This window comes from Novosphingobium soli, assembly GCF_042432915.1.
Lineage (GTDB): Bacteria > Pseudomonadota > Alphaproteobacteria > Sphingomonadales > Sphingomonadaceae > Novosphingobium > Novosphingobium soli.
This window is the reverse complement of record NZ_JBHLWK010000010.1, coordinates 72010-84998: the sequence shown is the minus strand read 5'-3', so window position 1 is coordinate 84998 and position 12989 is coordinate 72010. Positions and strand designations below refer to the sequence as shown.

The window sequence follows — 12989 nt, the reverse complement described above, 5'->3', positions numbered from 1 at the left end:
CGGGCGAGAAGGGAGACCTGTCTTGCCGCTTGCCCATCCGCCCCGCGCTCGGAGCGCGCTTCGTCTCCGCCTCGCGTCCCTGGCACTCGCAACGGCACCGGCGCTCGTCCTGGCTCTGGCCACACCGGCGATGGCCGATCCGATGCTGGCGGACTTCGACTATGGATGGCCGGTGCAGCGGCACACGCTGGTGAGCCAGGGCGAAGCGCTCGAGATGGCCTACCTCGACGTGCGGCCCGCGCGTCCGAACGGGCGCACCGCCGTGCTGCTGCACGGCAAGAACTTCTGCGCCGGAAGTTGGGAGGGCACGATCCGGGCCCTCTCCGATGCGGGATATCGCGTCGTCGCGCCCGACCAGGTCGGCTTCTGCAAGAGCAGCAAGCCCGGCCGCTACCAGTACGGGCTGCACGGCCTGGCCGCGAACACGCACGACCTGCTGGCCGCGCTCAAGGTGCAGAAGCCGGTCCTCATCGGGCACAGCATGGGCGGGATGCTCGCGATCCGCTACGCGCTGCAGTACCCGTCGGACCTCTCGCAGCTGGTCCTGGTCAACCCCATCGGGCTGGAGGACTGGCGGGCCGAGGGCGTTCCCAACGCCACGGTGGACGCGCTGATCGCGGCCGAGCGGCGAACCACCCGCCCCAGCATCAAGGCCTACCAGCAGAAGACCTACTACGCGGGGGAGTGGCGGCCCGAGTACGACCGCTGGGTCGACATGCTCGCCTCGATGTACGAGGGGCCGGGCGGCGACATCGTCGCGCGGCACCAGGCGTTGACCTCAGACATGGTGTTCAACCAGCCCGTGATCCACGAGATCGACCGGCTGCGCATTCCGACCGTGCTGATGATCGGCGAGAGGGACAACACGGCGATCGGCAAGGACCGTGCGGACAAGGCATTGCAGGCCCGCCTGGGAGACTACCCCCGCCTCGCCCGCCAGGCCGCGGCGCGCATTCCCGGGGCCCGGCTGGTCGCCTACCCGGATCTCGGCCATGGCCCACAGGTGCAGCGGCCGCAGACCTTTCACGCCGACTTGCTCCGCGTGCTGAGCGGCCGCTGAAGCGGCCCGGCGGAGTATCCCGCCGGGCCGACCCGCCGTCGTCAGGAACGATCGAAGATCGCTCCGCCGCCCTGCTCTTCCTCCAGCAGCACCGCCGCGTCGGACGCTGCCGAGAGGCGAACGGTGTTGCCTTCGACGGCGGCGACAAGACCGCCCGAGATGTAGTGGTGGTGATCGCCGTGCGAGCCGCTGTCTGCGCGGGTCATCTTGATCCGGTCGCCTTCGACTTTGTCGACGGTGCCGACGTGGACGCCGTCGGCTCCCACGATGTCCATGTGCTCGGTGATCTTCGTCAGGTCGCTCATGTCGTACTCCTGCTTGGAATGGCTTCACCGGTTCAACGAACGGGTCTTGGCCGCGGTCCCCTGGCGCAAAGCCGTTCGACGCAGGAATACCCCGGCCCAGGGCGGAGGGCCGACCGGCGGGTCCGCTGCCGAGCCGGGCTTCCACGAACGTCCGGACGCTTGAGGATGCCGGCTGCACCGCGCTCTCCGGAACCTCAGGGCCCTGTTCCCAGGCAGGGATCGACAGCGCGGCCCGCCTTCCTCCAGCCTCTCGGAAAACGACTGGGAGGGGCAGGATGAGCGAGGAGCAGCGCCACCGGGTGGCGCAGTGGGGCACCGGCAACGTGGGCCTGCACGCCCTTCGTGCCATCATCGAGCATCCGGGCATGGAGCTCGTCGCCCTGCGCGTGTTTTCCGGCGAGAAGCTGGGACGCGATGCCGGCGAACTGCTCGGCGGCAGCGCGGTGGGCGTTCGCGCCTGCGGCAGCCTGGAGGAGGTGCTGGCCGCCCGCCCCGACTGCGTCGTCTACCTCCCCAACCAGGCGGATGTCGACGACATGTGCGGGCTGCTGGAAGCGGGCGCGAACGTCGTCACCGGCTGCATAGGGTTCAACCGGCGCGACAGCCTCGAGCCAGCCGTGCGCGCCCGGCTGGAGGCCGCCTGCGCGGCCGGCGGAACCTCGCTCTACGCCACGGGCTCGAGCCCCGGCTGGGCGACAGAGCTCATGCCGCTCACGCTCCTGGCCATGCAGCGCCATTTCGAGAGCCTCACCATTACCGACTTTGCGGACATGGCGAGCCGCAACTCGCCGCTCATGCTGCAGCGGATCGGCTTCGGAGCACGAGTCGAGGACATGCCCCCCGATCGCAGCCCCTCCACCGTCCTCAGCACCACGTCCAGCTTCCGCGCTCTTGCCGAGGCGGTGGGGCTGCCGCTGGACGCGGTGACCGGCTCGATCGAATACGCGCGCACCCGCAGGCGAGAGGAAATCGCCGGCGGCGTGATCGAGGCCGGCACCATCGGCGCGGTCCGCATGGGCGTCTTCGGCGTGCGGGCGGGCCGGCCGATCCTGCGGCGCTATTCGACCTGGTACGTCACGCGTGACCTCGATCCCGGTTGGGCGTTGCAGGATTCCGGCTGGCGCGTGGAGGTGCGGGGCGACACCTCGCTCGACGTCTCGATCGCCTTCGATGTCGCTCCGGAAGACTATGCCGCCTACTCGCCGGGACTGACCGCCCACCCGCTGATCAACGCCGCACCCCACGTGATCGCCGCGAAGCCCGGGATCCTGGAAACGCGCGACCTTCCGGTCATCACTCCGCGCCTGATCGCGTGAGGCAATCGCGAGGGCTACGAAATTTGGCGGGGCCATCCGCCAACGAGGGAACAAGTGCCCGCGATGCACCATTAGAGACTATCCCAGTATACAATCAGCCCTCCAGACTTAGGGTTTCCCAGCTATGACATGGGTCTCGCGCAAGGCATCGCCCGCGGATGGCGCCCCCGCTTCGGGCGATCGGCCGCGCACGGGCGGGGCGCCGGTGCTTCCGCCGACGCCGGGCATGGAGCGCTTCGTCGAACGGTTGCGGCTGCGTTCGGTCCTTCCCCTCGATGCCTGCGCCGCGCTTTTGTCCCTGCGTGGCCGTACGCTCGAGGTGGGCCGCGGACACCAGCTCGCCACGCCGGGCCACGAGATCGATCGCGCCACCCTTGTGGTCGATGGGCTGCTCGGACGGTTCGACCAGATGGCCGACGGCAGCCGGCAGATCACCGCTCTCCATATTCGGGGCGACATGGCCGACCTTCATTCCGTGCCGATGCCCCTGCCCGCCTGGGGAATCGAGGCGCTCGCGCCCTCGACCGTGCTCCTGGTGTCGCATGCGGACTTGCGCAGCGTCAGCGCCGCACACCCGGCGATCGCGCTGGCATTCTGGCGCGACACGGTCGCCGATTCATCCATCCTGTCCAAATGGGCCGCGAACCTGGGCCGCACCGATGCCGCCACCCGCCTGGCGCACCTGCTCTGCGAGATGGGAACGCGCGCGCAGGTTGCCGGCATCGGCAGGCGCGAAGCCTTTGCGCTGCCGATGACGCAGGCGCAGCTGGCCGATGCGCTGGGCCTCACCACCGTTCACGTCAACCGCACCATGGCCACCCTGAAGCAGAGCTGCGGCCTGTCGATCGCCGCCGGGCACGTGCGCGTGACCGACTGGCTCGCGCTCGCCGAAATCGCGAGCTTCGACGACACCTACCTGCTGCTGGAACCGGCCGAGCCCCAGCTCGTAGCCTGAGCAGGCCGCCGCGCCCGCCTATCGCGCGAAGGCCTTGATCTCGGCCAGGCGGATCGCCTTGTTCCCCGCCGGGCGCATGGTCACGCGCAGGCGGCTCGCTGCCACCGCCGGCCACGTGATCTGCGTCACGCCACCCGCCAGGGGCGCGCGCGCGGGTGCCGCCACCTGGCGCCAGCGCCCTTCGCGCCAGACCTCGACCGTGACGCTGCGCGGGGCTGCGAAGCGCTGCCCATCGGCGAAGAAGGCCAGTTCGGCGCGTCCGAGCTCGACCGGCTTTCCGAAGTCAACCGCGTACCACTGGGGCGCCGAAGACGCGGCCGAGTCCCAGCCGTTGGGCAGCTCGGGATAGAACCAGGTGCGCCCGTCGATCGCATCGTGCAGCTTCTCGGGGTCAGTGCCGGACGATGCGCTCGGCTTCGGAAAGGCGCTGCGCACCAGCTGGACTGCCAGGTTGTCGTCCCGCTTCACCGGCACGTTGGAGCGGCGCTCCACGGGCACCTCGAGCCTGCCGAGATCCGGCCGGCGGGCCACCTCGCGGCCATCCACCGCGACCGCCAGGCCCCGCCCCTGACCATAGCGGGTGCCGTCGGCGTCCCATGTCACCGTCACCTGGTGCCCGTGGTAGGGCACGCGCGCGGCGCGGAACCACGCCAGCGCCTGCGGGTCCCCGGCCGAGGGCAGCAGCGGGTTGACCTCCAGCACGTCGTCGGCGCGCGGCCGGATCCCGACCAGCCCGGTCATCACCAGGTCGATGTAGCCGGAATGGAAGTAGTGGTGGCTGCGGTCCAGCCCGACGATGGGCGCGCCGGTCTCGGGGTGGTAATCCTCCTCCAGGTCAAGCCTGTCGCCCTGGTAGTGAAGCTGGGTGTACTGGCGCAGCAGCCGCATCCAGTCGCTCCGCCCGACGGAGCCGTGCGCCTCGTAGTGGTCGAGCAGGTTGGCCATGGCGGTGAGCACTTGCGTCGTCTGGTAAGGCCAGATCGGGCCGTTCCACTGGCACTCGGGCGCGGTGCCGAGATAGCGGTACTGGCGCATGTAGTATTCGTAGGACTTCTCGACCGTGCGCATCCCGGCCTGGCCGGCGAGCGACTGCGGGTCGACGAGATGGCTCCAGGCCCTGGCGTACTTCGCCTGGTCCGGCACCAGATCGAACATCCAGGGCAGGTAGCCCACCAGCTCGCGGTTGCGGATCGGGTCCCAGTACTTGACGTGTTCGTTGGTCAGCTGGTGACGGTCGGTGAAGTGCTCGAGCTTCGGGTTCCACAGGTCCGCCAGCACCCGCGTGCGCAGGGCCTCGGCGCGGGCGGAGTACTCCCGGGCCATCGCCTGGTCGCCCGCCAGCGCCGCCATGCGGGAGAGCGCGCGCGCATTGGCGAACATATAGCTGTTGACCGAAGGGCGGAAGGCATCCCCTCCCCGGAACCCGTCCTTGCCGCCCGAGGCGTCGATCGAGGAGACGGTGTACTCGGTCGCGTCGAGCAGCGGCTCGACGAAGTAGAGCCCCTTGTCGAAGTCGAACTTCTCGTCCCACAGGCGGTAGACGTGGCGCATGACACGAAGGTGCCTGAGCAGCGCCTCGCGATCGCCGTCCACCAGGTAGCGGCCCCAGACCGAGTCCGCCATGTGGTCGGTGAAGTGGCGGTCGTTGCCACCTTCGTACATGAAGTCGATGTAGTCGTCGGTGAAGCGGCGGTCGTTCAGCCAGCGTCCCTCGGCGATGTGGAAGCCGCTCGCGTCGTTGAGGCTGGCGAAGGGATGGCGCTGCCAGTCGACGTCGTCGGCGAACTCGGTGGTGATGTACCCCTGCGCGCCGAGATCGCGCTGGTGCGCGCGGAACAGGCCCCACCGGTAGTAATAGACCGCGTCGATCTTCGGATCGGCGGACTCGAAGAAGGGGATGCGCGGCTCGTACCAGTCGGCATCGTTGCCGTAGCGTGCCTCGACGATGGCCCGGGCGTCCAGCGAGGGAGCAGAAGTCGGCGTCCCGGCGCCGCCCGCCAGGAGCGCCACGAGAGGGAGCGCCGCGAGGGCCAGGATCTTCCGCATGTCTTCCCCTTCGTTCCAAAAGGAACAGCGCGGCCGCACCCATCGGGTGTTGGGAGAGGAAGGAGCCCCGGCAGGAGCAGCCGCGCTGAGCTGGCGGCGACGCGGAGAATGGCGTTTCCCGCGTCGCCTCCGGCCGGATCAGTCGAACTTGAAGCGAACGCCGAGGGCGAACGTCCGGTCGAGAAGGAGAGTGCTCGAGTTCATCAGGTCGGCACCGCCCGCATCACCGTACTTGTAGTAGTTCTGCTGCTTCGACTTGGTGAGGTTCACCGCGTCGAAGGTGACGGCGATGTCTTCGTTGACGTTCAGCGTCAGCTGAAGGTCGAGGCTGTCCTCGGGCTTGCGCCACATGCCGATCGCGTTGGCAAAGGCGCGGGCCTCGTTGTTGTTGAGGAAGCCCTTGCGCCACACGTACGAGAGGCGTGCACCGATCGGGCCGCGCTCGTAGGCGAGCGTGGCGTTGTACGAGAACTTGGACACCGCGAAGAACGCCGAGCGGGTCAGCACGGCGTTGCCGGCCGCGTCGGTATCGGGGATCGTCTGCTCGGAGTCCAGGATCGTCGCGCTGCCCTGGAAGCCCAGGCCGTCGAGGATGCTCGGAAGGTACGTCGGGAAATAGGTCAGGCCGATTTCCACACCCTTGAGGACGCCGTCGGACGCGTTGGTCGGACGGGTGACCTGGAAGTAGTCGGTCGCCGTGCCACCCACGATCGGGTTGTCCGGGATGTACTCGAGCGTGGTGAGCGGAACCACCAGACCTTCGATCTCGCGGCGGAACGCCGTCACGTAAATCGCGCTGTTGCGCTCGAAGTACCACTCCAGCGCGAGGTCGTAGTTCTTCGACTCCGTAGCGCGCAGGTTCGCATTGCCTGCCGAGCCGGTGCCGAAGCCCAAGCCCGAGAGATCGCCCGTCAGGCTCACGTTCGGGTTGAGGTCGGCGAAGGCGGGACGACGCAGCGTCTGGCCGTAGTTGAAGCGCACGCGCAGGTTCGGCGTGATCTCGTACCGCGCGGTGAAGCTGGGAAGCAGCTTGACCTGGCCGGTCGAAACGCTGGTGCGCGCCATGTCGTTGTAACGATCGAAGTAGTCGTAGTCGGTGTCGATCGCCACGAGCCGGGCGCCGCCTTCGACCAGCAGGGGACGACCGAAGACTTCGACCTCGCCATCGGCCAGCAGGTAAGCCGACATGGTGATTTCGTTGATGTCGAAGACACGGTCGAACGACATCTCGTCCGACAGCAGCAGGGCCGGGTTCACCGCCCGGTACAGCGACCGGATGGCGTCCGCGTTCTTGTAGAGCGCCGGGCCGTTGGCCAGCACCCAGCTGGTCGGCACGTCCGCACGGCCGTCGAAGAAGCCGCTATTGGTGAACGCGTATTCGCTGCCGAGCGACGCCAGGGTGCCGCCGAGCGCGCCCGAGCTCTGCTCGCGCACGAACGTGCTGGCCTTGCGGTTGTCGTAGCGGAAGCCCGCCTTGATGCGACGCAGGAAGCCTTCGTCCCAGTCGTAGTGGCCGTCCAGCATGAACGTCCAGGCGCTGCCCTTGGCCTTGTTGCCGTTGTCGAACAGGTCGCCCACGGTCCAGGCGTTGGGGTCGGTCAGCACTTCGGGCGTGCCGAAGCTGTACGAAGGAATGCCACCGCCGGCGTTGAAGTCGACGTCGAGGTCGAGCGGGCCGCGGTTGGTGCGCATCGCGAAGAACGAGGTCTCGTTCTTGCTGTCCTGGTAGGTCAGGTCGGCGGTGATCTTGCCGCGATCGCCCACGTCCCAGTCCGCGTTCAGCGCGTAGACGTAGCTGTCGGTCCGGTTGGTCGCATAGTCGCCGCTGTTGAAGCCGGCAACGTCGCCCATGCGGCGCGACTTGATGACGTTGGTGCCGTCGTAGAGCTCGAAGGTGTCACCCGGGTTGTCGCCCAGGCTGCCCCACCAGTCGGCGTAGCTGAACATCAGCGAGTTGAAGGTGCTGCCGCGGAAGCCGGTGTAGTAGAACTCGGCGGTGTAGGTCGAGCTCTCGTTCGGAGCCCACTGCAGCGCCGCGTTGACCGAGGGACGCTCGCGCTTGCCGTAGAGGTCGGAGCTGATGACGGCGTCGCGCGAGAGGTAGTACGGCACCTGGACGCCGTCGATGTTCAGCGTCGAGCCGGGCGTGGTCGGCAGGCCGGCGTTGAGGCCGGGCGTCCAGTACGGATTGTCCGGGTCCGTGTTGGGGAAGACGCGCTGGAGCGGCGTGAGCCAGGTTCCCTCCGGCGGGTTCTCGGTCGCGAAGGGCACGAGGGCGCCCGCCTGCACGTTCTGGTTGCGGTACTTGTAGCGGGTGTAGCTGGCGTTCACCAGCAGGCCGATCTCGCCGATGCCGGTCTCCCAGCGGTCGCTGACGAGCAGTGCGGCGTTGGGGTTCACCTCGTCGGCAAGCTCGCTGTAGATGCCGCGCGCCAGGCCTGAGACGGTGAGGCCGTCGAAGTCGAAGGGACGACGGGTCTGGACGTCGATCTGGCCGGCAAGTCCGAACTCGAGCTGGTCGGCCGAGCGCGTCTTGTAGACGTCGATCTTCTTGACGAGGTTCGCCGAGACGTCCTGCAGCGCGAACGAAGTGCCCGCGGCGGTGAAGATGTTGCGGCCGTTCCAGGTGGTGACCGGATCGGGCAGGCCGCGGATGGTGATGACGGCGGCCTCACCGCCGGCGCGGTCGGTCACCTGGATGCCGGTGACGCGCTGGAGCGCCTCGACCACGTTGTTGTCGGGGAGCTTGCCCACGTCCTCGGCGACGATCGAGTCGACGATCTGGACGTTTTCCTTGCGGCTGTTGATGGCGCCCACGATCGAGGCACGCACGCCGGTGACGATGATGTCCTCGCTGGAGGCGCTGCTGTCGTCCGCGGACTGGGCAGCGGCGGCATCCTGCGCCTGCGCAACGCCGGCGAGGCTCAGGGCGAGAATGGATGCGGTGCAGAATGCAAATGGCTTGAGCGCCATGGATCAACCCTCCCATTGGGGCTGGCCCATTACCATGCCCCTCGAATTACTCCGGCTAGTTATTAGTCGGACAATTTCGATGCAAGAGGAAAAGCGGGGGCTGTGGCAGAATCTTCGGAACCGTGTTGCACAACAGTCGCATACCCCCGGGAAAACCACGGGTTTCCCGGGGATGCGGAGGACGGCAGAGCTCAGCTCGCGATCCAAGCCGACGCCGGATCGGCGGCCGCGGCGAGTCGCACGTTGTCGGAGGAATGCGCCAGCGCGCGGTCGGGGAACGCCTGCGCCACGAAGCGGACGGTGCCGCCCTGCCCCGCCTCGCGCCGGAACCGATCCGCGCCGGGCTGGCCGCCCGCACGGTTCAGCGGTGCCAGCGTGACGGTGCCGTCGGCCGCCGCGACGAGGCACCGGTCCGGCCGGAGGATCGGAGAGAGCCGGACCGCGCCCCCTTCGGCCGGCAGCGACCGGAACTGGGTCTGCGCCAGCGGCTTCGTGCCCGCCAGCAGCCGATCGCCCTCGTGCGCCAGGAAGGCATCGCGGCGGACGGCCGGGGTCAGGCGCTCGGGCAGCGGGCCGTTGCCGACCGGGACCCCGAAGTCGGGCTGCCCCTTCGCATCGAAATAGAGGCGCTGGATGCGGGTGTGGCGATCGGGATTGAACAGCGGGTCGCCCTCGATCTTCTCGTAGTCGCGGCCGTGATAGACGAGGATGTCGCGGCCTTCCTCGTCGACGGTGAAGCTGTTGTGGCCCGGCCCATAGACCGAGGTCTCGCGGCAGGTGACGAAGACCGGCTCCTGCGACTTGGTCCAGGCGCGCGGGTCCATGATGTTCGCGGTCTCGTCCACGCTCAGCAGGCCGAGGCAGTAACGCGCGTCGGTGGCGCTGGCCGAGTAGGTCATGAACAGCCTGCCGTTGCGGTTGATGAAGGCCGACCCCTCGTTCACCTTGTACCCGCGGATCTCCCAGTCCAGCGTCGGCACCGTCAGGCGCGCGGGCGCCGCCGCCAGCGTCAGCGCGTCCTTCATCGGCGCGATGTAGACGTTGGAGTTGGTGTCGATCCCCGGCTCGCGCTGCGCCCACGAGAAGTAGCGCACGCCGCGGTGGGTGAAGATCGTCGAATCGAGGTTGAAGCTGTCCCAGGGCGCCTTGAACTCGCCCAGAACCGACCAGTTTCCAGTCATGGGATCGGGCCCGTCGCACACCACGGCATACGTGCGGATGCGGAAGACGTCCTCGCCGCCCCCGCTGGGACCGGCGGCGAAGTAAACGATCCACCGGCCGTCGACGTAGTGCAGCTCGGGCGCCCAGAGGAACCCGGACATCGGGCCGCTCGCCTGGTGGCGCCACAGCACGCGCTCCTCGGCGGTGGCGAGGCCGGCGAGCGTCCGCGAGCGGCGCAGCGCCAGGCGGTCGTACTCGGGCACCGAGCCCATCATGTAGTACCAGCCGTCGCCGTGGCGGAAGATCTGCGTGTCCGCGCGCTGGCGCACCAGCGGGTTGGTCGCGAGCGGCGCTGCGGGGGCAGGCGGGCTCGAACCCAGCACGCGCTCTCCGGCCTGGGAGCAGGCGATCGGCGCAAGGGCAGCGGCGGCGGCGAAGGTGCGGCGCGAAAGCGACAGGGTCATGGCGTCCTCTCCAAAGGTTCGGTCTGTGGGGCAGCCGGGCTGCCGGGTCTGAAAAGGACGCCCCGGCAGCAAGGCCGGGGCGCCGTCAGGTGGGTCTCAGTAGTCTGCCACGGGCCAGCCGTCGGCGTCCCAGCGCACCGGGGCGATGCGCAGCTTGGGGGCGCCGTTGGCCTGCTTGTCGTAGGCATGGTAGACGAGGTAGGTCGTGCCGTCCTGGTCGGTGAAGGCGCCGGCGTGCCCGGGTCCTCGGAAACGCTGCTGCTCCTGCAGATCGGCGCGCAGGATGATCGTGCCTCCGCCCTGCATCATGTCGCTGCCGTCCTTGCCGAGGTAGGGGCCGGTGATCTTTTTGGACCGGCCGACGACGGTGTAGTAGGTGCTGTTCACGCCCTTGCAGCAGTAGTCGTAGGACGCGAGCAGGTAGTACCATCCGCCGTGGGGAATGATGAACGGCGCCTCGACCGGCGCGGGTCCACCTGCCGGCGCGAGGCGGCGGGCGATCGAGTACGGCTCTGCGCCGGGTGCGACCTTGCCGGTCCTGGCATCCAGCGCGAAGAGCTTCAGCCCCGTCCAGAAGCTGCCGAGTGCCAGCCACTGGCCGCCCTTCGCATCGACCACGAAGTTCGGGTCGATGGCGTTGAAGTCGTCCTCCTTGGTGGACATGACGACGAGGCCATGGTCCTTCCACTTGGCCTTCGCGCCCAGCGTGGGGCTGGTGGCGAGGCCGATGGCGGAGCGGTTCGAGCCGAAGGTCGAGACCGAGTAGTACAGCCGGTACTCGCCGTTCACATAGGAGATGTCGGGCGCCCAGATGCCGTCGGTGCCGGGGATGGCCTCCTTGGCCCAGGCCGGGATCTCGGCGAAGACCGAGCCCGCGTCCTTCCAGGTCTTGAGGTCGGTCGAGGTCTTGATGCCGATGTACTTGCCCACGGTGCTGAACACGTAATACGTGTCGCCGTCGCGGATGATCACCGGATCGTGGACGACGAGGTCGCCGGTCAGCTGCGAATTCAGCGTCCCGGCGCCCTTCTCGCCGACCGGCTGGGCCCCGGCGGCGCCGGCAAACGCCAGCGCCGCCCCGAGGATCGTCATCCCGGTCAGGGCCGCCTTCATCACTGCAGTTCCAGCACCACGACCGACTTGGCCGGCAGCGTGACGACGAGGTTGCCGCCCTGCACGCTCGCGCCGCTGAAAGCGGCGGGCTTCACCACCTCGGGCGCGTCGAAGGTGTTGTGCGCGTTGATCGCCGAAGCGGTCAGCACGCGGCCGGTCACGCCGGTGGCGCTCACGCCGTCGAGCTTGATCGTCACCGTGTTCGGCTGGTTCGGGTCGAGGTTGGACAGCGCGACGTGGACCTTGCCGTCCTTCGCCCGGACCGCCGAGCCGCTGACCGCCGGCATGGTGAACTCGTCCTTGCCGTACCAGGGCGACCGGATGTCGATCGGCAGCACGGTCGCGTCCTGCCACGGCTTGTACATCTCGAAGACGTGGTAGGTGGGGGTCAGCACCATCTTGCTGCCCTCGGTGAAGATCATCGCCTGCAGCACGTTCACCATCTGCGCGATGGCGGTCATCCGCACGCGATCCGCGTGCTTGGCGAAGATGTCGAGGTGGACCGAGGCGATCAGCGCATCGCGCAGGGTGTTCTGCTGGCGCAGGAAGCCCGGATGTGTGCCCTCGTCCTGTGCATACCACGCGCCCCACTCGTCCACCGCGAGGAAGACGCGCTTGGCAGGATCGTACTTGTCCATGATCGCCGAGTGCTTGGTGATCAGCTCGTCCATGCGGCGGGCGCCGGCGAGGGCATCGGCCCAGCCATGCTCGTCGAAGTTGACCGCGGGCGCGCGCGGCGGCCAGCCGCCGGCGGGGTGGACGTAGTAGTGCAGCGAGACGCCGTCGAGCTGGTTCGCCGCGACGCGCATCATCGTCTCGGTCCAGTTGTAGTCGTCGACGTTGGCGCCGGCGGCCACCTTCAGGATCTTGGTGCCGGCGGGCGGCTTGATGAAGGTGGCGTAGCGACGGGTCTCGTCCGCGGCGAACTCGGGCCGCATGTTGCCGCCGCAGCCCCACAGCTCGTTACCGACGCCGAAGTACTTGATCTTCCAAGGCTCCTTGTGGCCGTTGCGGGCACGTTCGTCCGCCAGGCTGCCGGCGGGCGAGGTCATGTACTCGACCCATTCCGCCATCTCGCGCGGGGTGCCGTTGCCGACGTTGCCGGCGACATAGGCCTCGGCGCCGACCTGGCGGATCAGCTCGAAGAACTCGTGCGTACCGACCGTGTTCGGCTCGGTCACGCCGCCCCAGTGGGTATTGATCTTCACCGGACGCTTGGCCTGCGGGCCGATGCCCTCGCGCCAGTTGTACTCGTCGGCGAAGCAGCCGCCCGGCCAGCGGATCACCGGCACCGAAAGGTCGCGCAGCGCCTGGACGACGTCGTTGCGGAAGCCGTTGGTGTTGGGGATCTTGCTGTTCTTGCCGACCCACAGCCCGCCGTAGATGCCCTCGCCGAGGTGCTCGGCGAACTGGGTGAAGACGTCCTTGTTGTACACCGGGCCCGGCTTGCCGGCATCCAGCGTGGCGGTGGTGGGCTGGCCGTTGGTGTCGGCCTGCGCGCTGCCGGCGAGCGGGCCGGCGAGCGCGGTGGCGGCCATGAGCACGGCGAGCGTGGTACGGCGGATGGTCTTGATCATGTCCTGTCCCCTCCCTGGG

Annotated in this window: 9 protein-coding genes; 3 read left to right on the top strand and 6 right to left on the bottom strand. The window is 68.5% G+C overall.

Annotated elements, in window-relative coordinates:
- Positions 1-130: 130 nt before the first annotated feature.
- The gene (locus ACFFJC_RS06930) at positions 131-1060 is read left to right on the top strand and encodes an alpha/beta fold hydrolase (RefSeq protein WP_379486769.1); all 930 of its coding nucleotides are present in this window, start codon (positions 131-133) and stop codon (positions 1058-1060) included.
- A gap of 41 nt (positions 1061-1101) precedes the next feature.
- Here the strand turns inward: ACFFJC_RS06930 and ACFFJC_RS06925 are convergent, their stop codons facing one another.
- Complete coding sequence (locus tag ACFFJC_RS06925) at positions 1102-1365, bottom strand: DUF2171 domain-containing protein (protein WP_379486768.1); 264 nt, start codon at positions 1363-1365, stop codon at positions 1102-1104.
- Between the two features lie 275 nt (positions 1366-1640).
- Between ACFFJC_RS06925 and ACFFJC_RS06920 the strand changes: the two genes are divergently transcribed.
- Together ACFFJC_RS06920 and ACFFJC_RS06915 are read left to right on the top strand one after the other, a co-directional pair.
- Complete coding sequence (locus ACFFJC_RS06920) at positions 1641-2681, top strand: NAD(P)H-dependent amine dehydrogenase family protein (protein ID WP_379486767.1); 1041 nt, start codon at positions 1641-1643, stop codon at positions 2679-2681.
- Positions 2682-2805: 124 nt separating this feature from the next.
- Entirely contained in the window at positions 2806-3636 is an 831-nt protein-coding gene (locus tag ACFFJC_RS06915) for a Crp/Fnr family transcriptional regulator (protein WP_379486766.1), read from the top strand.
- A gap of 18 nt (positions 3637-3654) precedes the next feature.
- On the opposite strand, the gene ACFFJC_RS06910 is transcribed toward ACFFJC_RS06915, so the two are convergent.
- The 5 genes from ACFFJC_RS06910 to ACFFJC_RS06890 all read right to left on the bottom strand — a co-directional run bounded on the left by ACFFJC_RS06910 (position 3655) and on the right by ACFFJC_RS06890 (position 12970).
- Positions 3655-5682 carry an MGH1-like glycoside hydrolase domain-containing protein gene (locus ACFFJC_RS06910; RefSeq protein WP_379486765.1) on the bottom strand — a complete coding sequence of 676 codons (2028 nt, stop codon included), beginning with the start codon at positions 5680-5682 and terminating at the stop codon, positions 3655-3657.
- 138 nt (positions 5683-5820) lie between these two features.
- Positions 5821-8655, bottom strand: a complete 2835-nt coding sequence (locus tag ACFFJC_RS06905; protein WP_379486764.1) for a TonB-dependent receptor — start codon at positions 8653-8655, stop codon at positions 5821-5823.
- A 191-nt stretch (positions 8656-8846) separates the two neighbouring features.
- Positions 8847-10280, bottom strand: coding sequence for a family 43 glycosylhydrolase (locus ACFFJC_RS06900; protein ID WP_379486763.1), 1434 nt, complete (start codon positions 10278-10280; stop codon positions 8847-8849).
- 96 nt (positions 10281-10376) lie between these two features.
- Positions 10377-11393 carry an arabinan endo-1,5-alpha-L-arabinosidase gene (locus ACFFJC_RS06895; protein ID WP_379486762.1) on the bottom strand — a complete coding sequence of 339 codons (1017 nt, stop codon included), beginning with the start codon at positions 11391-11393 and terminating at the stop codon, positions 10377-10379.
- The gene (locus ACFFJC_RS06890; protein ID WP_379486761.1) at positions 11393-12970 is read right to left on the bottom strand and encodes an alpha-N-arabinofuranosidase; all 1578 of its coding nucleotides are present in this window, start codon (positions 12968-12970) and stop codon (positions 11393-11395) included. Before ACFFJC_RS06890 ends, ACFFJC_RS06895 begins: the two co-directional genes overlap by 1 nt.
- Positions 12971-12989 lie beyond the last annotated feature (19 nt).

Excerpts from the sequence above, each read along its gene's own strand:
- ACFFJC_RS06930 (WP_379486769.1), top strand. The coding sequence starts at position 131 with ATGGCCGATCCGATGCTGGCGGACTTCGACTATGGATGGCCGGTGCAG.
- ACFFJC_RS06925 (WP_379486768.1), bottom strand. The coding sequence starts at position 1,365 with ATGAGCGACCTGACGAAGATCACCGAGCACATGGACATCGTGGGAGCC.
- ACFFJC_RS06920 (WP_379486767.1), top strand. The coding sequence starts at position 1,641 with ATGAGCGAGGAGCAGCGCCACCGGGTGGCGCAGTGGGGCACCGGCAAC.
- ACFFJC_RS06915 (WP_379486766.1), top strand. The coding sequence starts at position 2,806 with ATGACATGGGTCTCGCGCAAGGCATCGCCCGCGGATGGCGCCCCCGCT.
- ACFFJC_RS06910 (WP_379486765.1), bottom strand. The coding sequence starts at position 5,682 with ATGCGGAAGATCCTGGCCCTCGCGGCGCTCCCTCTCGTGGCGCTCCTG.
- ACFFJC_RS06905 (WP_379486764.1), bottom strand. The coding sequence starts at position 8,655 with ATGGCGCTCAAGCCATTTGCATTCTGCACCGCATCCATTCTCGCCCTG.
- ACFFJC_RS06900 (WP_379486763.1), bottom strand. The coding sequence starts at position 10,280 with ATGACCCTGTCGCTTTCGCGCCGCACCTTCGCCGCCGCCGCTGCCCTT.
- ACFFJC_RS06895 (WP_379486762.1), bottom strand. The coding sequence starts at position 11,393 with ATGAAGGCGGCCCTGACCGGGATGACGATCCTCGGGGCGGCGCTGGCG.
- ACFFJC_RS06890 (WP_379486761.1), bottom strand. The coding sequence starts at position 12,970 with ATGATCAAGACCATCCGCCGTACCACGCTCGCCGTGCTCATGGCCGCC.